Origin of the sequence: Gracilibacillus massiliensis (assembly GCF_001458115.1) — a bacterium.
GTDB classification, from domain to species: domain Bacteria; phylum Bacillota; class Bacilli; order Bacillales; family Amphibacillaceae; genus Gracilibacillus; species Gracilibacillus massiliensis.
Genome location: NZ_CZRP01000013.1, coordinates 618,951 through 638,886, shown reverse-complemented (window position 1 = coordinate 638,886; position 19,936 = coordinate 618,951). Strand labels below are relative to the sequence as shown.

Annotated in this window: 16 protein-coding genes and 1 pseudogene; 14 read left to right on the top strand and 3 right to left on the bottom strand. The window is 36.7% G+C overall.

Going from position 1 to position 19,936, the window contains the following annotated elements:
- Positions 1–52: 52 nt before the first annotated feature.
- The 7 genes from BN3107_RS15235 to BN3107_RS15205 all read left to right on the top strand — a co-directional run bounded on the left by BN3107_RS15235 (position 53) and on the right by BN3107_RS15205 (position 9,241).
- Positions 53–1,357 (top strand): extracellular solute-binding protein, encoded by a 1,305-nt coding sequence (locus tag BN3107_RS15235; protein ID WP_231735348.1) that lies wholly within the window; start codon positions 53–55, stop codon positions 1,355–1,357.
- A gap of 74 nt (positions 1,358–1,431) precedes the next feature.
- Complete coding sequence (locus BN3107_RS15230) at positions 1,432–2,313, top strand: carbohydrate ABC transporter permease (RefSeq protein WP_058308485.1); 882 nt, start codon at positions 1,432–1,434, stop codon at positions 2,311–2,313.
- Positions 2,314–3,177: a carbohydrate ABC transporter permease gene (locus BN3107_RS15225; RefSeq protein WP_058308484.1), complete on the top strand. Its 864-nt coding sequence runs from the start codon at positions 2,314–2,316 to the stop codon at positions 3,175–3,177.
- 17 nt (positions 3,178–3,194) lie between these two features.
- A complete protein-coding gene (locus BN3107_RS15220) occupies positions 3,195–4,970 on the top strand; it encodes a glycoside hydrolase family 2 protein (RefSeq protein ID WP_058308483.1) in 1,776 nt (591 codons plus the stop codon).
- A 67-nt stretch (positions 4,971–5,037) separates the two neighbouring features.
- Positions 5,038–6,033, top strand: a complete 996-nt coding sequence (locus BN3107_RS15215) for an acyltransferase (RefSeq protein WP_148434754.1) — start codon at positions 5,038–5,040, stop codon at positions 6,031–6,033.
- Between the two features lie 305 nt (positions 6,034–6,338).
- Positions 6,339–8,489, top strand: coding sequence for a family 43 glycosylhydrolase (locus tag BN3107_RS15210; protein ID WP_058308481.1), 2,151 nt, complete (start codon positions 6,339–6,341; stop codon positions 8,487–8,489).
- A gap of 266 nt (positions 8,490–8,755) precedes the next feature.
- Positions 8,756–9,241: an HIT family protein gene (locus BN3107_RS15205; RefSeq protein WP_058308480.1), complete on the top strand. Its 486-nt coding sequence runs from the start codon at positions 8,756–8,758 to the stop codon at positions 9,239–9,241.
- A gap of 190 nt (positions 9,242–9,431) precedes the next feature.
- On the opposite strand, the pseudogene BN3107_RS20380 reads toward BN3107_RS15205, so the two are convergent.
- Positions 9,432–10,999: pseudogene (locus BN3107_RS20380) on the bottom strand (IS1634 family transposase).
- A gap of 13 nt (positions 11,000–11,012) precedes the next feature.
- The gene (locus BN3107_RS15190; protein WP_058308478.1) at positions 11,013–11,192 is read right to left on the bottom strand and encodes an HTH domain-containing protein; all 180 of its coding nucleotides are present in this window, start codon (positions 11,190–11,192) and stop codon (positions 11,013–11,015) included.
- Between the two features lie 543 nt (positions 11,193–11,735).
- Here BN3107_RS15190 and merR point away from each other — a divergent pair.
- The 3 genes from merR (at position 11,736) to BN3107_RS15175 (ending at position 15,357) form a co-directional block, all read left to right on the top strand.
- Positions 11,736–12,128, top strand: a complete 393-nt coding sequence (gene merR, locus BN3107_RS15185; protein WP_020220203.1) for an Hg(II)-responsive transcriptional regulator — start codon at positions 11,736–11,738, stop codon at positions 12,126–12,128.
- A gap of 24 nt (positions 12,129–12,152) precedes the next feature.
- Positions 12,153–13,793, top strand: coding sequence for a mercury(II) reductase (gene merA, locus BN3107_RS15180; protein ID WP_041094406.1), 1,641 nt, complete (start codon positions 12,153–12,155; stop codon positions 13,791–13,793).
- Positions 13,794–14,034: 241 nt separating this feature from the next.
- Positions 14,035–15,357, top strand: coding sequence for an ISL3 family transposase (locus BN3107_RS15175; RefSeq protein ID WP_039671354.1), 1,323 nt, complete (start codon positions 14,035–14,037; stop codon positions 15,355–15,357).
- Positions 15,358–15,454: 97 nt separating this feature from the next.
- Here the strand turns inward: BN3107_RS15175 and BN3107_RS15170 are convergent, their stop codons facing one another.
- Positions 15,455–16,375 (bottom strand): AraC family transcriptional regulator, encoded by a 921-nt coding sequence (locus tag BN3107_RS15170; RefSeq protein ID WP_058308477.1) that lies wholly within the window; start codon positions 16,373–16,375, stop codon positions 15,455–15,457.
- 192 nt (positions 16,376–16,567) lie between these two features.
- On the opposite strand from BN3107_RS15170, the gene BN3107_RS15165 reads away from it, so the two are divergent.
- From BN3107_RS15165 to BN3107_RS15150, 4 genes are all read left to right on the top strand, one after another.
- Entirely contained in the window at positions 16,568–17,551 is a 984-nt protein-coding gene (locus BN3107_RS15165; RefSeq protein WP_058308476.1) for an aldo/keto reductase, read from the top strand.
- A 27-nt stretch (positions 17,552–17,578) separates the two neighbouring features.
- Entirely contained in the window at positions 17,579–18,430 is an 852-nt protein-coding gene (locus BN3107_RS15160; protein ID WP_058308475.1) for an aldo/keto reductase, read from the top strand.
- Positions 18,431–18,889: 459 nt separating this feature from the next.
- The gene (locus tag BN3107_RS15155; protein ID WP_148434752.1) at positions 18,890–19,249 is read left to right on the top strand and encodes a hypothetical protein; all 360 of its coding nucleotides are present in this window, start codon (positions 18,890–18,892) and stop codon (positions 19,247–19,249) included.
- Positions 19,203–19,925, top strand: coding sequence for a flavodoxin (locus BN3107_RS15150; protein ID WP_187371038.1), 723 nt, complete (start codon positions 19,203–19,205; stop codon positions 19,923–19,925). The genes BN3107_RS15155 and BN3107_RS15150 overlap by 47 nt, the downstream gene beginning before the upstream one ends.
- The last annotated feature ends 11 nt before the right edge of the window (positions 19,926–19,936 follow it).

Here is a 19,936-nt window from a genome sequence, read left to right as displayed (position 1 = left end):
TTAAAACAAAATTATTGTAACAAAAGATAGACTATTTTAAAGAGGAGGAGTCATGATGAAAAAATCGTTGTTTTTGTCTTTATTGTCATTACTATTAGTATTAGCAGCTTGTTCAGGATCAGGTGGGTCCGGTGATGAAGAAGTTGCGCCAGACGTTGATTTGCCAGAAGGTACTACTGAGGTAACGATGTGGAACTTATTTGGTGGCGGAGATGCTGAATTCATGGAAGAGATAGTAGATGCCTTTAATGAAAGTCAAGACGATTATTATATTAATAATGTGATGCAAGAATTTGATGAGTATTATACCAAGCTTTTAACAAGTATTGGGTCAGGGCAAGGTCCTGATTTAGCCATTTCGCACTCGCATGTATTGCCAGAGCTTGTTAATCAAGGATTAGTTGTTGATATGACAGATATTGCCTCTGAAGTCGGTGTGAATTGGGATGAATTTAATCAGAATATTCTAGACGCAACGGTTTATGACGATCAGCATTTTGCAATTCCTATTGATACACATGCACAAATTATGTATGTAAACAATGAATTAGTAGATGAAGCTGGACTAATGAATGATGACGGCACGATTCAAATGGAAGAATCTCCTGAAGGATATATAGAATTTTTCAAAACGTTAGATGAAAATCTTCCAGATGAAATCATACCTTTTACCTTTTCTTCAACTGGTGGAGATCCATATTGGCTATGGTGGGGAATGTATACGCAACTTGGTGGCGAGCACATCTTAACTGAAGGTGACCTTGAAAATCCAACATATGACATAGATTTAGATAAAGCAATAGAAGCAGCAGAATTTGTTAAAAGTTTATATCACGAACATGAAATTGTTCCTTTGAATATTCAAGATTTTGTTTCTGAATTTCAATCAGGGAATGCAGCAACAACAACTACGGGTGTATGGACAACTGGATTACTGGAGACAACGGAAGATTTAGACTTCACTCCAATGCCAATTCCTAATATTTTTGGCGAAAAGGCAGCATGGGCTAGCTCTCATACTTTGGTTTTACCATATTATGATGATGCGGACTCCGAGGTGCAAAAAGGAGCTGTCGAATTCATGAAATTTGCTACTGACAATGGTGCGATGTGGGCTGAAGCTGGACACATCCCGGCTAAAGATTCAGTAGTTGAATCAGAAGAATTTCAAGAACTACCTTACAGAAGTGAGTATGCACAGGTAGCCGATTATGTTAATTTCGTTGACAGAAATGTATATGCACGTGGTATTGAAGAAATTATTACAAGAAATCTCGATTCGATTTGGGCAGGTGAAGTTGAGGTAGAAGAAGCTTTTTCTTCTATAGAATCTGAAATTACAGATTTAGTTGAATAATCAAAGTAGTGGATGTCTATAGGTGTGAAATAGACGTCCACTTCTAAACCTATCCAATTGAAAGGAGTCTTGTGATGAACTCGAAGAAGAAAGCATGGATGCAAGATTTGAGAGCTCTACCATTTCTACTACCTTTTTTTATTGCATATCTTATTTTTACAATCTTCCCAATCTTTAAAGGGTTAGAAATGAGTTTATATGAGTGGAATTTAGTGAGGAAGTTAGAATTTGTTGGATTAGAGAATTATACCGAAATGTTTCAAGACGAGTTCTTTTGGGATAGTTTATGGAATACTACGTTGTTTGTAATTCTTACAACACCCACAATGGTAGCATTAGCCTTGGTCTTAGCATTATTAGCTAATTTAAATACAAAATTACAAACCTTTTTTCGAGGATCATTCTTTCTTCCAAGTATCCTATCCGTAGCGGTAATTTCGTTCTTAGCTATCTTTATGCTACAACCGTATAATGGCTTGGTAAATACCGTATTGCAATTAGTAGGAATTAATGCTGAACCATTCTGGATGGCTGATAAAACGTTAGCTTGGGTAACAATTGTAGTCGTTACACTGTGGTGGACTGTTGGTTTTAATATGGTGTTGTTTCTCGCGGGTCTACAGGATATTCCTGAATCACTTTATGAAGCAAGTGAAATTGATGGGGCAACGAGATGGGAGCAATTCCGATATATTACCCTTCCACAATTAATACCAATTGGGCGAGTCATTTTATTATTGCAAATTTTAGCATCTTACAAAGTGTTCGCACAAATTCTATTAATTACGGGTGGTGGACCAGGTGGGGCTACTCGTCCGTTAATCCAATACATTTATGAGGTAGGATTCACTAAAAATAATCTAGGGTATGCAGCAACGATGTCCTATGCATTATTCTTTATCCTGTTGGTTCTATCTATTATTCAGCTTCGAAGTCAACGATCGGAGGGGAGTTAAATGACGAAAAATAGCATGAAAAACAGTTCAAAGATTTTAGAAAAAAATCGTGATCCTTTTCGAAGTGTAAAATTAGCTGTTGGTATTACCGTATCTATAATATTCATATTTCCAATCATTTGGATGATGTTTGTCTCTATCAAACCGGATGGATTTATGACTACCAACCCTGTTGAATGGTTTACGCCTCCATATACATTCTCCAATTATGTCGATTTAATCATGAACAGTTTGATTTTACGATGGCTTTGGAACAGTCTAATTGTAGCGGTAATCACAACAATTCTTACACTTGCGATTACATCATTAGCTGCTTTTGCGATATCACAAATGCAATTCCGCTTTAAAAATACGATCTTTATCTTTTTCTTACTGGGATTAATGATTCCTGGTGAGGCAACAATCATTCCGTTATATGAAATTGTTAAAAGTCTTAACATGATTGATAGTTATGCAGGACTTATCTTGCCGATGATTGCTTCACCTTTAGGTGTTATTATCTTGAAGAGTTTTTTCGATGGAGTGCCACGGGAAGTTATTGAAAGTGCGATCATGGATGGCTGCTCCTATCTAAAATTATTTTATAAAATCGTTCTACCATTAGCAAAGCCTGCAATGGCGGCTATCGGTATCTTCACTTTTATTGGTTCCTGGAATAATTTCTTGTGGCCATATTTATCAATATTATCAGAAACATTGTATACATTGCCTGTTGGTTTACCAGTATTTAATTCGACATATTCACAAGCATATGTTCAACCGATGACAGCAAATGCCATTGCATCGATACCTGTAATCGTAGCCTTTCTAATATTTGAGAAACAAATTGTAAAAGGTATTAGTTTTACAGGAATTAAAGGATAACAAAAGGAGAATAAAAAATGACTACAAAAAATTCAACTTATCAACGAATAGAATACCCAAGACCACAATATGTTCGTGAATCTTGGCAAAACTTAAACGGAACTTGGAAATTTTCATTTGATGACAACAATGAAGGGGAAAAAGCTAAATGGTTTACGAATCCCGCTTTTACTACTGATATTAACGTTCCCTTCACATATGAAACAAAAGCGAGCGGAATTAGAGAAGAAAAATTCCATCCTTATATATGGTATAAACGAGATTTTGAGATACCAGAGAAAGAACAAGGAAAAAATACAATACTAAGATTTCAGGCTTCCGATTATCGAACAAAAGTCTGGGTAAATGGTACTTTTATTGGGGAACATGTAGGAGGAAATGCTGCATTTTTCTTCGATATTACAAATGCAGTAAGAGAATCGGAAACAAATGAGCTAGTAGTTAAAGTAGAAGATAGTAACAGTTGTTTTCAGCCAAGGGGGAAACAACGTTGGATTGATGAGAATTTCGGTTGCTGGTATGTGCAAAATACCGGGATTTGGCAAACAGTTTGGTTAGAGTTTGTCAATAAAGAACGTATCGACAACGTAAAAATCACCCCTAATATTGATACAAGCTCTGTAGTTTTCGAATATAAATTAAACGGCGAAGTAGATGATTCATGGCGAATTGATACGACCATTTCATTTAATAGTCAAGTAGTGAAAAAAGTATCGTTAAACCCTAATCGATCCAATGCCACTTCTGAAGTGGACTTATTATCAGAAATACATGAATGGAAAGTGATGCACTGGACACCAGAACATCCGAATTTATATGATGTGGAATTTACTTTGCTCAAAAACAATGAAGTAATAGACCAAGTAACTTCCTATTTCGGAATGCGAAAAGTATCAATTAAGAATGGACAAGTGCTTCTCAATAATCGTCCGATTTATCAGAAGTTGTTGTTGGATCAAGGGTATTGGCCAGATACGATGCTGACCCCTCCATCCGATGAAGCAATGTTAGAAGATATTGATAAAACAATGGCAATGGGCTTCAATGGTGTGCGAAAGCATCAAAAAATTGAGGATGAGCGTTTTCTATACTGGTGTGACAAAAAAGGTTTATTAGTATGGTCTGAAATGGCAGCAACCTATGAATTTTCAGATGAAGCGGTAGAGAACTTTACGAAAGAATGGCTCGAAATCATGCAGCAAAACTATAATCATCCATCTATTATAACCTGGGTACCTTTTAACGAATCATGGGGTGTCCCTAATATTTTAACAAATAAAAAACAACAAGCATTTACAGAATCCATTTATTATCTAAGTAAATCGTTGGATAATGAGAGACCGGTAATCGTAAATGATGGTTGGGAGCACACGATCTCAGATATTATTGCCCTTCACGATTATGAAGAAGTAGGTAAAGTATTCTACGATCGTTATAAGGAGAAAGATACTATTCTTGGCAATAAAATTCCACACAATCATCAAAAATATGCCTTTGCAGAAGGGTATGAGTATCAGGGTCAACCTGTCATCCTAACGGAATACGGTGGTATTGCGTTCAAAGATGAAAGTGGCTGGGGCTATGGAAACCAAGTGGCATCAGAACAAGAATTTTTGGACAGATATAAAGAGATCACAGACGCAATCAAAAACATTCCATATATTAGTGGCTATTGCTATACACAGACAACGGACGTACAACAAGAAATCAACGGGCTCCTAAATGAAGATCGCACACCGAAAATAGCGATGGAAAAAATTAAGGAAGTAAATGATGCGAACGCAAATAAATAGAGAAAATAAGAAGGGTTGTTCAGCAGTTTATGAACAATCCTTTTTCTCTAGAGAAGGGGGTAAGTGTTTGAAAAGAGACGATGCCATGGATTATATGAAAGGATTTTTAGTTATTGGAATGGTCTACACGCATATTATGCAATTTTTTAGTGATGTAGCTGTTTACCTTGCTACTGTATTTAGTATTGAATTATTTAATTTAATTACATTTTCCGGCTTTATATTTTGTTTTGGATATGTGAATGAATTGGCTTACTATCGAAAAAAATTTAGTGATGTTTATATGAAAATGCTAGTTACCAGCCTGAAAACTTTGGTCACTTTTTATATCTCAGGACTTGCCTATCAAATTTACGTGAATAGCATGCCACCAGACAGTATCACGATAGTACCCGTTCTATTATTACAAGAAATACCTGGATGGTCAGAATTTCTATTGTCCTTTTCATTAATTATGTTAATGGGACTAATTCTTTTTCCTATCATCAATTGGTTAAAGATGAGAAAAGTGCTGTTCTGGTTAGTTACTTTCGCATTATTATTCAGTACGTTTATCGATTACAGTATGATTGAATCACCTTATCTGGGCTTATTAATTGGGACGGAGTTATTTCCTACTTTTCCAGTTATTCAATATCTGCCATTCTATTTAATCGGTATCTATTTTGCTAAATATCGAATTATTTTTAAATGGAAATATCTAATTGGTGCCATTAGTGGTACAGCTATATTCATTTTCTACCTTGTCCAAAATGAATGGCAGCTCCCAATTAGATTCCCACCTTCTATCTACTGGGTAGTAGGATCGACTTTTTGTTTGTATATCTACTATTTGGTAAGCAAATTCTTAGAAAAGCAGAAGTTTGAATTAACTTTGTTGAAAGGTATGGGAAAGAATGCTCTTTTTTATTTGGTGATGAGTAATATTTTTATATTTTCTTTAGATAATGCGTTAGAAGCAATGATAATTGGACCAGGGGCTGGTTTGCTGTTTACTTTTGTATTATTGTTACTAATTTCGTTTTTAAATAGTATTTCCACTTATACAAAAAGAAGAACGTAATCATTTTTATGACAGATTTTACAGGGAAGTATTTTCATGCCAAATCAAATTGTCTTTTTTAGTGGGCCTTTGATTTCTTTTTGTATAATCTTGAAAAGCGGCCGAGTTATTCATTAGTTGTTAAGGGAGATTAAACTATTGACCAAAGGGGGTGAATTGCAACCATTATAAAAGTGTAAGCGTCCGTAATACCCCACCTTCATGATTTGAGTTAAGCAAAGAAGCTAAGATGGGGATAAAATGAAGTCTTAATTTTTCAAACCAAACGACCTACAAATTTCTTATCAAAAAGGAGAGTGCCTTTATTGAAAAAAATCACAGTTGTATTGTTAATTACTTTGTTAGTGGTATCTTTTAATGTTTTAAGTAAAGACTCCAGTGTTCTTGCTTCATCGGATCCTATTCGAATAGATGGAAATGACAAACCAAAAAATAAGCAACTACCAGATGAACTAAAGGAACTAAAGCAATTTAAGTTGGAGTTGGATGATAGTTCTCTTGAAAGCGGAACTTATCACGATGGAACCGTTCATATCGACTTTCATAACAGTAAAACATTTGATTGGCAGTCAGATATTAGCGTTAAGTATGTATTTGTGAAGGGTGGTAATGCGGGAAATCTCTATAGCTATAATCAGGAGGACACAATGGGAAATAATTTGAACGCTCCTAAAAATAATGGCGGACAACAGCCGGATATTGGCCATATAACTTTTTATTATGAGGAAGAGCCTGTACAGCTATTTGAAAATCCGATTGTAGGTGATGGGGCAGACCCGTGGATTGTAAGTCACACAGATGGCTATTATTACTATACCAATACAACAGGAAACAACATTACTCTTTGGAAATCAAAAACAATTACAGGCTTACAAGATGCAGAAAGTAAAGTCGTTTGGACGCCAGAACCAGGTGCACCTAATAGTGCTCACATATGGGCGCCAGAGATTCATTTTGTTGATGGAAAATGGTATATCTACTTTGCAGCCTCTGGTGGTGACATGGAGAAACAGCGAATGTATGTACTTGAGTCTGCAACATCTGATCCATTTAGTGATTATGCTTATCCGGAAGGGACGAATCTTGGGAAGATAACAACACCTTCTGACAAATGGGCAATTGATGGTACGATTTTAGAAATGGATGACGACTACTATTTTGCTTGGTCGGGTTGGGAAGGTGACGTCAACGTGCGTCAGGATATCTATATCGCACCAATGGCAAATCCGTGGACGATAAGTGGAGAGAGGGTAGAATTATCAAGACCGGAATATGATTGGGAAAAGATTGGAGAACCGCACGTCAATGAAGGTCCACAATTTTTAAAAAATAATGAGGAGGAGTTATTCCTTATATATTCAGCGAGTGGAAGCTGGACAGACGATTATACATTAGGAATGTTAAGATTTACTGGATCTGATCCACTTGATCCAGACGCATGGGAAAAGAATCCGGAACCAGTCTTTGAGAAGAACCCAGATGTTGGTGTGTATGGTCCTGGACATAATGGTTTCTTTAAGTCACCAGACGGAACCGAGGATTGGATCATATATCATGCAGCTAAATTCCAGGGATCAGGTTGGGATCGGAATGTTAGAATGCAAAAATTCACTTGGAATGGTGACGGTACACCAAACTTTGGTAAACCTGTAGCAACTGGAGCATTATTAGAAGTGCCATCAGGTGAACAAGATGGAAGCTTAACACCGAAGCTACCAGTAGGTCACAAATTTGAAGCAGAAGACGCTACAGTGAATCGAGCGAGAATAGTATCTAATTCATCAGCATCCAATGGGGCTAAGGTTGGTCATATTGATTTTGAAGATAGTTTTATAGAATTTGATATTGATCTTCCGGCAGGTGATTATACGTTAAAAATAAGGTATGCAAATGGCATGGGAGAGCCATCCTCACATAATCTCTCTGTCAATGGTAATTCAGTTGGTGAAATTACTTATAACAGTTACGGCTGGGATAGTTGGTATTTTGCAGAAAAAGATATTAATCTGGGTCAACAGAAAAATAAAATTAGATTGTCAAAAGTAAATTCATTTGCAGAACTAGATTTTATTGAGTTAATTCCGGAGCAGCCAGAATTCAAATATGAAGCAGAACATGCAGAATTGTATAAAACTACTGTTATGAATACCTTCACTGCATCCAATAAGCAAAAAGTAAACTTTACAAGCAATGAGAGCGAACTAGAGTATCGCATTAACGTAGAGAAGTTAGGAACCTACAATTTGAATCTAACCTATAGCAACGACACCAATGAGACTAGTGTACAGAAATTAGTTATTAATAATAAGGAAATCGGAGAAATAGAGTTTCCGCCGACAACCAATAGTCTGGAAAGTGTTTCTATTCCAGTAGAGTTAGAAGAGGGAGTACAAACTATTAAACTATCACACCTTGCGGGAGAGCTAGCCCTGGATTACTTGCAATTAACACGATAAACTACTTGCCACCTAACCTATTTCGATAGGTTAGGTGGCAAGTCTTCTAGTTAATACGAATGCTTCTTATCTTTGTTAGTACCTATCCAGACTTTGACTCAACAAAAGAATCGACACAGAAGTTCCATGGTAATATCAATCATTTGCTTTATAAAAGAATTTTTAAGTCGGCTGTACCTCTCTCATAGTTGACTATACAAAAACATTTGAATAAACGGGTCAATAATAGTATTTAGAGAAGTTAAATAACGATTGGAAGTTATAAAATGAAATCAAACTTAAACGAAAACGAAGAATGGAAAAAGAATAGAATCACATCTGCACATTGTGGGAAAAATCCAATGATTATTACAAAAATGAAAAGTGGCTTTGCTGCAATTGGTGATACTCAGTTTCTACCAGGTTATTGTGTGCTTTTACCGTCTGAAGAATGTAATTCATTGGAAGAACTTGATTTCAGTCAGAGAAGTGACTATTTGTTAGACATGAGTTTAATTGGTGAAGCCATAGTAAAAGTATGTAATCCCAGAAGAGTTAATTATTCAATTTATGGTAATACAGACGCTTATTTACATGCTCATGTGTTTCCACGCTATAGTTGGGAACCTAAAGAACGAATTCCTTATCCAGTTTGGCAATACTCTAGCGAAAAATGGCGTAATTATGAATATCAATACTCTGATGAAGAACATGGGGCCATGAAAGAGAAATTAAGTATCGAGATTTATAAGTTAATGGAGAAGGCATATTAGCAAACTAAGCTCTGTTCTTAACACATGGTTGTGGCAGTGAAAAGCAGTTAGACAATTAGTTGTGCACGTATATATTTATTAAACAATAATTTCAATATTTTAAGATATCAGTAGCTTATATTTAACCTAGATTCCCTCCTACTCATAACGAGGTTGGAGGTTAAATTCCTAGTTTCTTGTAAATGAGCTTTTATTTCTCCAATAGTTCACCCACTTGTATTTTACGCCCTGGTTTTTCGAAACATTCGATCACATCTAACTTATCGATCATTTCGTGCAAGGTTCATTCCTTAAACAATTGTGTCTCTTGCATCTTCTTTTTTAAATAAGCAAGATAAATGAGAGCTAAGAACTCTGTGAATTTTTTACCATCAAGGCTTTGTTCAGAGAAGACCAGCGTTCGTCGTAGATTCCGCCGATCTTTTAAGTTTTGAAATCCTTTTTCGACAAGATCCTTATTCCGGTTGACTTCTAGTGCTGTAATGGCATCCATTGTTTCGTTTGTCATTAAAGCAAAAAAACCAACATATCGTTTGGCTCGTTGAACGGCCTCTTCTTTCACCAACGCTTTTGTTCCACGCTTTGGTGTGGTTTTCACTTCAAAGTATCTTTTATATTGCGCTTCATGCTTCGGATTACTTTGATTATTTTCTAGTTCCTTTCGCAGGTTCAGAAGCTTTCGATCAAAGGCTTTTTCGTCATCCGCTGCCTTTTCGATATTATAGTAATAATGAATGTATATTCGTCGGACTTCTACCAATACGTCCCCTTTATAAGGTAGCTCTTGCCTGTATTCCCACTTTTTCTGCACCGTGTGGCAATAGAGTTCATATTCTTAGTTGTAGTGATCCAAGTTTTGAAAATGAGAGTAGATAGGTTCTAGTTCATCTCTTACCTTACATATCGGAGAGACATTTTCGTTCCTATCAAGAATTTCAGACGTTCTTTGAATAGGGCATTAATGTTAGCTTTGGAATAAAACCCTCGATCCATTACCAATTTCATCTTGGAAAATCCTGAAGCATCAAAATCTGCCAGTAGTTGTTGGAGCGTTTTTGCATCTGGTATGTTTCCCGCAAGCTTCGGTAATAAAAAGGTAAAGAAGTTTCCTCACCAAATACGAGAGCGAGATTAAGCTGCGAAAGACGGTCGTTCTCTTTATTCTGACCATAATGCACCTGTCTGAGCGTTTCGGAATAGCTAGAAATAGAGGAATGTCATACACCCAATACTCTCTTTCTGTGCGACGTTTTCCCTGTAACTCGAAAAATTGCTGACGGTTCTTTTCTTGTATGGAGGTAAACAGATCGCTACTACGCTGGGAACTAATCGTTTTTCCATGCGGATGCTTGTGTGGTTCTCCCCACTTTTCAAATCGATACAGCGGACTTCGATCTTCAAGAATCGGATAGTATTCAAGGGATAAAATCTGCTTATATGTATTTGGAAAACATTTCTCTAAGTTATCCGCGATGCCGAGTTGCTTCCCAATTTGATCCGAAGATACGTGCCTCCATAGAAATAACGTTTCCATTCTAGGTTTGGTATCACACCTCGTTTAACAAGCGTGGCATCGTCTGCATTTTTCTTTTGCCCACGACCATCTGTTGGTACAATTTCCCCTGTCTTTTCATCCACATATCCAATCATTTTTCTTTTCGCTCGAGATTGTTTTTTCTCTTTATCCCATTATGAAATCGATTCATAGGCATAAGTAATGCCCGATCTTTTATCTTTTTGGTAGACTATGGTGGCCATTCGAACATCCTCTTTATGTTTTAGCGGGAGAGTAGGTTAGTATAGCTGATGGTCCTTTTCCAGCTTGGTATTCGTCATGAAAACGTTCTTTAAATTCTTTTGTGTAAGAAATAGTTGTTTCACTTACTTTCTCGATGAAAGGATTGGAGCTTAGCTGTTTCTGTTGTTCTTCTGAAAATTTTTTTCTCCCCATTTTTTCAATCTCGCCTATTAGAATAAGTTAACTATAACAAAAAAAAGACCCTGCAAAACAGAGTCAGTAAAAAATTCAAGGACAAGCCTCTTTTTTTAAACTGTCTATTCTACAGGGTCCATTTTAAAGAAGATTAGCTTTTATTTATTTCTCTGCTTTTATCTTGATCTAATTTCTACCTTATGGAGATTAATACCATCTTTTGGTGGACAACTGAACATGCGGAAAAATTTTCGGCTGCTGTTGAAAATGAATTGTTCTTATAGCGGTCTGGATGAAAGAATCTTTTCAAATTCATCTATAATTTTTCTGACAGGGTAATAAAAAAAGGGTCTTCGGAATATATAGTGGAATTACTTTTTTAATAGTTTAAAAACAACTGGTGTTTAAATCGGATTTTCTAGTGGGATGTTAGGACAATCAATAGTATTATAAAAGTATCAATCACATACGAGTGATACGTTGGGAAAAAAATAAAATAGTCCAATTTACTTTACCGTGTACTATGGTACACGGTTTATAATATTCATGGGGTGAAATAAGATGATTTACCGCATTAGTGAGTTTGCAGAAAAATGTGGCGTTAATAAAGAAACGATTAGATATTACGAGCGAAAAAATTTACTACAAGAACCTCACCGAACGGAAGCTGGTTATCGGATATATTCATATGATGACGTTAAGCGTGTTGGGTTTATTAAACGAATACAGGAACTTGGATTTTCTTTAAACGAGATTTATAAATTACTTGGTGTTGTAGATAAAGATGAAGTTCGTTGTCAAGATATGTTCGAATTTGTTTCTAAAAAACAAATGGAAGTTCAAAAACAAATAGAGGATTTAAAACGAATTGAAACTATGTTAGACGACTTAAAACAACGATGTCCAGATGAAAAGCAATTACATTCGTGTCCAATAATAGAAACATTAACATGAGAGATTAACGAAAGGGGCTTTATTATGAATAAATTTAAGGTAAACATTCAAGGAATGACCTGTGCGGGTTGTGAAAAACACGTTGAATCAGCACTTGAAAAGATAGGTGCTAAAAATATTGAGTCTAGTTTTCGTCGTGGTGAAGCAGTATTTGAACTACCCAATGAAATTGAGGTTGAAAGTGCAATAAAGGCGATTGATGAAGCAAATTACAAAGCCAGAGAAATTGAAGAAGTATCATCACTAGAAAACGTGGCGTTAAGTAATGAAGACAATTATGACCTTCTTATTATTGGTTCTGGTGCTGCTGCCTTTTCATCGGCAATTAAAGCTATAGAATACGGTGCAAAAGTTGGAATGATTGAGCGTGGAACGGTTGGGGGAACCTGTGTGAATATTGGCTGTGTTCCGTCAAAAACTCTTCTTAGGGCAGGGGAAATCAATCATTTATCAAAAGACAACCCGTTTATAGGTTTACAAACATCCGCTGGAGAAGTGGATTTAGCTAGTTTAATCACGCAAAAGGATAAATTGGTGAGCGAACTTCGGAATCAAAAATATGTGGATTTAATTGATGAATATAATTTTGATTTAATTAAAGGTGAAGCAAAATTCGTTGATGCTAGTACGGTTGAGGTCAATGGGGCAAAGTTATCTGCAAAACGCTTTTTAATTGCAACAGGTGCATCTCCTTCATTGCCCCAAATTTCAGGACTTGAAGAAATGGACTATTTAACTAGTACAACACTTCTTGAGTTAAAGAAAATACCAAAACGATTAACTGTAATTGGTTCAGGATACATTGGAATGGAGCTTGGACAACTATTTCATCATTTAGGTTCAGAAATAACGCTTATGCAAAGAAGTGAGCGACTTTTAAAGGAGTATGATCCTGAGATTTCAGAGTCAGTTGAAAAAGCGTTAATTGAACAGGGGATAAGCCTTGTCAAAGGGGCAACTTTTGAGCGTGTTGTACAAAGTGGAGAGATAAAAAAGGTTTACGTAACAGTAAATGGCAGTAAAGAAGTTATTGAATCAGATCAGTTACTTGTTGCCACTGGAAGAAAACCAAATACGGATTCTTTAAATTTAAGTGCGGCAGGTGTTGAAACCGGAAAAAATAATGAAATCCTGATCAATGATTTTGGTCAAACAAGTAATGAAAAGATTTATGCAGCAGGAGATGTGACGTTAGGACCGCAATTTGTATATGTAGCAGCCTATGAAGGTGGAATTATTACTGATAATGCTATCGGTGGGTTAAACAAAAAAATAGATTTATCGGTAGTTCCTGCTGTTACGTTTACGAATCCAACGGTTGCAACGGTTGGTTTAACAGAAGAACAAGCAAAAGAGAAAGGGTATGATGTGAAGACATCTGTATTACCTTTAGATGCTGTTCCAAGAGCAATTGTAAACCGTGAAACAACCGGTGTATTTAAACTAGTAGCAGATGCAGAAACACTAAAAGTATTAGGGGTTCATATTGTATCTGAGAATGCAGGAGATGTCATCTATGCAGCATCATTAGCTGTTAAATTTAACTTAACGATAGAAGATTTAACAGAAACCCTAGCACCATATTTAACAATGGCTGAAGGGCTAAAATTAGCTGCACTTACGTTCGATAAAAATGTTTCGAAATTATCTTGTTGTGCAGTCTAAGGGAACTTTTTTTACAATTCCCTATTCAAGTGAACCAGCTAATACTGTACTAAAGTGTGCAGTAGTTTAGCAAAGTCTACAAAAGGATTTCATACACTATTTTGCGATCACCCATTATATAAATGCTTTAAGGGATTTTCTAAGTGCATTTGTGGTCACAAAAATAATTTAACACTGATGATTTCGACATCAAATCTATATTTGATACCTTAACACCGCAGAGTAATAAAGGATGAACAATATGTCAGACTTATTATCCCTACCAGACATTAAAACAATAGAATCACCACAAGAAAATGAAACCGATATGATGTTTAAAGTTGAAGCAGTCGGACCACCTGAACGTTGTCCTGAATGTGGTTTTGACAAGTTGTACAAACACAGTTCAAGAAATCAACTAATTATGGATTTGCCCATTCGTTTAAAGCGAGTGGGCTTACAATTGAACCGTAGACGATACAAGTGTCGTGAATGCGGATCTACCTTCTGGGAACGCCTAGTATCTGTAGATGAAAAGCGTAGTATGACCAAAAGGCTTTTAAAGTCTATTCAAGAGCAATCCATGTCTAAGACCTTTGTAGAAGTCGCAGAAAGCGTTGGCGTTGACGAGAAAACTATTAGGAACGTTTTTAAGGACTATGTGGCACTCAAAGAACGTGAATACCAGTTTGAAACTCCTAAGTGGCTTGGGATAGACGAGATACATATTATCCGAAGACCTCGGCTTGTATTGACTAATATTGAACGCAGGACTATTTATGACATCAAGCCTAACCGTAACAAGGAAACAGTCATCCAACGTCTTTCAGAAATTAGTGACAGGACTTATATTGAGTACGTCACAATGGATATGTGGAAGCCCTACAAAGACGCAGTGAACACTATCCTTCCACACGCTAAAGTGGTCGTAGATAAGTTTCATGTAGTTAGAATGGCTAATCAAGCCTTAGATAACGTCAGAAAGTCTTTGAAAGCTCATATGAGCCAAAAAGAAAGACGTACCCTTATGCGTGAAAGGTTTATCCTTCTAAAGCGTAAACACGATCTAAATGAACGTGAATCATTCCTCTTAGAGACTTGGTTAGGTAATCTTCCTGCCTTAAAAGAAGCCTATGAACTCAAAGAAGAGTTTTACTGGATATGGGATACTCCTGATTCAGATGAAGGTCGTCTTCGTTATAGTCAATGGAGACACCGTTGTATGTCCAGTAACTCTAAAGATGCATATAAAGACCTCGTGAGAGCCGTAGACAACTGGCATGTCGAAATATTCAACTACTTTGATAAAAGGCTCACTAACGCTTATACGGAGTCAATTAACAGCATTATTAGGCAGGTAGAGCGAATGGGTAGAGGTTACTCGTTTGATGCCTTACGAGCCAAAATCCTTTTCAATGAGAAGCTCCATAAAAAGCGTAAGCCACGATTTAATTCAAGTGCTTTCAATAAAGCTATGTTACACGATAATTTCAATTGGTATGAAGTGAATGATCATAACATTACAGACAACTTTGGTGTCGATTTTTCCACACTTATTAAGAATTTGGAGAAGGGTGATTTATAAGCCCTTTTCCACCATAAAATCCGAATACCCTAAAAAAATAAACATACTCGCTTCCCCTTAATAAATGGACTTCTACTCCAAAAATCCCTCAAAGGATTCACGCATTTAACGTTTCGTCATAGTTCTCTCTCATGCGCTTTATATCTTCTTTAGGTGGTAAACCAAACATACGCGAATATTCGCGGCTGAATTGTGATGGACTTTCATAGCCAACCTGGAATGCAACATCAGCAGCATCCGCCGCCGACTCGGATAATAACAAACTTCGAGCTACTTGAAGTCTTAGTTGTTTTTGGAATTGAATGGGACTCATTGCTGTTACCTCTTTAAAATGCCGATGTAGTGATGAAACACTCATATTTGCTATTTCCGCAAGTTCCTCAATCTTAAAAGTATTTTCGTAGTTATTCATGATATGTTCAATTGCGTCACTGATTTGATTAGCTGGACTTCCATCTATCACCATCTGTTTAAGTATCCCACCATGCTCTCCTTGCAGAACCCGATAGATGATTTCTTTTCTAATTAAAGGAGCAAGTATTGGGATATCTTTCGGATTATCTAGGAGGCGGGCTAATCTGGTTACAGCATCTAGCAATGGTGATTCTATTTTGCTGACATACATACCTCGTTTAGCATTTTCCTTCTTGTCAACTCCTATTTCAAATTCGCGTAACACCTCTAATATTTCACTTGGCGTGAATTCCAGTTTGAGAGCCAGATAAGGCACTTCAGGAGAGGCTTCTGTAACTTGCCCGGTAATTGGAAGGTTAACCGATGCAACAAGATAATCAGCAGGGCTGTACACATAGCTCTCCTGTGCGAGCAATACCTCCTTCCTACCTTGAATGATAATGCATAATGAAGGGTTGTAAACTCCGTAACTCGGACCTATAGTATCAGAGAAACGAGTGAACGATAGAGAAGGAATAGTAGTTGCATGAACCCCATCATTATCAGTGTAAGTCTCTATAAGTTGGGTCAGTTCATCCTGATTTTTATTAATTTGATTGGACATAAAATACCTCCTTGTGTTCTTATTATTAATTCTATACTAATACATATTTCCTCAGAATGTAAGCGACATGAGAGGATTAGGCAATAATATAGTAGGATTAGTATAGGGGTTTATTAGTTCTTTATTGCATAATAAAAGTGTGACAGTTTTATTCTCACATATCCATAAATACTTTAGGGAGTTGATTCGTACATGGAGAAACGCAACTTAGGAAATAGTAACTTGAAAGTTTCCTCTATCGGACTTGGATGCATGGGTATGAGCTATGGTTATGGTCCTGCTTCGGATAAGAAAGAAATGATTTCACTTATTCACGAGGCAATTGATCGTGGGATTACTTTCTTCGATACTGCTGAGGTATATGGTCCATATATCAATGAGGAATTAGTTGGAGAAGCCCTTGCTCCATTCAAGCGAGAAGTGGCTATCGCTACTAAGTTTGGTATTCAAATACAAAACGGCAAACAGGTTCTCGAGAGTAAACCGGAGCGAATTAGACAATCCGTTGAAGGATCACTCAAAAGGCTTCAGGTAGAGACCATTGATCTTTATTATCAACATCGGGTGGATCCGAGTGTTCCGATTGAAGAGGTAGCTGGAGTAATCCAAGACCTAATTAAGGAAGGTAAAATTAAACATTGGGGACTTTCAGAAGCAGGAGTGGAAACGATTCGCCGTGCGCACTCGGTTCAACCGCTAACTGCCATTCAAAGTGAATATTCGATGATGTGGAGAAGTCCTGAAAAGGAATTATTACCTACCCTTGAAGAGTTGGGAATTGGGTTTGTTCCATTCAGTCCTTTGGGCAAGGGTTTCCTTACTGGAACAATAAAGAAAGATACAACGTTCGGTGGTTCCGATTTCCGTAGAGTTGTTCCTCGCTTCAAGCCTGAAAATATCGAAGCGAATCAAGTATTGGTTGACCTAGTAAAAGAAATGGCAATAGAAAAAGACGCAACACCCGCTCAAATTGCACTTGCATGGGTACTTGCTCAAAAGCCTTGGATTGTGCCAATTCCAGGTACGCGGAAGTTAAACCGTCTTGAAGAAAATCTTGGGGCGACAGATATTGTACTTCGACCTGAAGAACTTAATAACTTGAATGATGCTTTATCAAAAATAGAAATATCTGGAGATCGTTATCCAGCGGAATATGCTAATAGAGTCAATAAATAATTTAATATGAAAACAGGAGGAATTTATATGCAAAAAGTAACGTTAAATAATGGTGTAGAAATGCCAATTCTAGGTTTTGGGGTTTTTCAGATTCAAGATGAAAGTGAATGTGAACAAGTTGTTTATGATGCTATTATGGCAGGATATCGACTTATCGATACTGCTGCCTCTTATCTAAATGAAGAAGCAGTTGGTCGAGCAATCAAGCGGAGTGGTGTACCTAGAGAAGACCTGTTTATAACAACGAAGCTTTGGGTTCAGGATACTGGTTACGAGGGCACAAAGAAGGCAGTTGCAAAATCCCTTAAAAGGCTTCAATTGGATTATTTAGATTTGTACTTAATTCATCAGCCTTTTGGAGATGTACACGGTTCTTGGCGAGCGATGGAAGAATTGTACGCACAGGGAAAAATTAAGGCTATTGGAGTAAGTAACTTCCATCCAGACCGTCTGATTGATTTGATTAGTCATAACGAAGTTGTTCCTGCAGTTAACCAAGTTGAAACACATGTTTTCAATCAACAATTAGAAAGTCATGACTTCATGAAAGAAAACAATGTTCAGATAGAGTCATGGGGGCCATTTGCGGAAGGGAAAAATAACATGTTCCAGAACCAAACTCTGATATCCATAGCTGAAAAATATAATAAATCTGTTGCACAAGTGATTTTACGCTGGCTGACACAGAGAGGCGTTGTTGCGATTCCAAAATCTGTTCATAAGGAAAGAATTATCGAAAACTTTAGTATCTTTGACTTTGAATTAAGTCCAGAGGATATGAACGAAATCGCAACATTAGATACGAAAGAGAGTTTATTCTTTTCCCATAGAGATCCTGAAATGGTGAAGTGGATCGGTACAAGGAAGCTTGATATTTAATATTTGTTTCTTTTTTTAAAAGGACAATTTTCTTTTTTTAAAAGGACAATTTAATAATAAAATACGACTTTATGAAGATGGCTTCTGTATTACCAGGGGTCATCTTTCTAGTAAAAACGCTCAATACCTTTAGCTGTCTTCGTGATTCATGAAAAATTTGCTTCACGTATTAATAGATTATATTTATTCCTTTATTAGTTTTATTTTGTATTGAATATTAAATTTGTTGACCTTTGACTAAGAATCAACCAAACAGTTGAATTATCAAACGAAGAAATCGGTAGGATAGCAACTCTGAAAAAATAAACCGTACTATAATCTTTCTGAATGGAACAAAAGATTATGTTTAAAAATTATTAAATACATTGATGAGGTGGTCGTATGCATTATGGGAAATACAGAATGGTATTAGCAACCTTTCTGATATTCCTTGTACTACTTACGGGATGTAATAGGAACATGGCAGATGATCCGAGTTCTTCACCGGGAACAGAAACATCCAGTGAAACTATCAACGAAGGACAGGTAACGGTGAATGAGTCCGATACGGAAGCAACAGCGGATACCCAGGTACCCACAGAAGATAATATAGAGATAAGCTACACAGCGGACACAAAAATATGGGATATCATTGATGAACCAGTATTTGAGGGATACGGGAGACTGATTTTTCCTGCCATTATGGGAATTTATATAGGTGGTACTCATTATGTGCTCAAATTTGTACAAAGAAAGAAAAAAAGACGACTAGCAAGAAATAACGAAAAAGGAAGTGAGTATTATAAAACAAGCAATAATAACAGCAGGTGTAGCTTTTAGTTTCCTTCTAGTTGGCTGTCAAAATAGTGGACCTAGCGAAGGAACATCAAATTCAACAAATGACAATTCTGAAAAAGGGGTACCCTCTGGATCTCAAGATTCTACATTACCACTGGAAGAGACTGAGTATGGTCGCGGAGCAGAATCCGATGGTGAGGACACGAATGCACAAGAAGAGCCCACACGAATTATTTCAGATGATGCTAATAGTATAATAATCTACTTTTCAAGATCAGGTAACACCCAAAATCTTGCAAGAATGATCTACAACGAAGCTGGCGGAGATATGCTCGAATTAACAGTTGCAAACCCATATCCTTCCGATTATGAACAAGCAGTAGAACGAGCTGATAACGAAAGAGATAATCAAGAATATCCTGAGATTAATACAGATATTCCTGATTTATCCCAATATGATACTGTCTATTTAGGGTACCAAACCTGGTCAATGACTTTATCTAATCCTATGATCTCTTTTTTAATGGATCATGGTTCTAATTTTTCAGGAAAAACGATTTATCCCTTCTCTACCAATGCGGGGTATGGTGAAGGTGATACGATAGAACGTATTAAGGAACTCACACCAGATGCAAGTGTCGCCACAAGTTTTAGTATACAAGATGAAGAATTACTCGATAACCAGGACAAAGTAAATACATGGTTAAATGATAATTGATCATAAAGAGG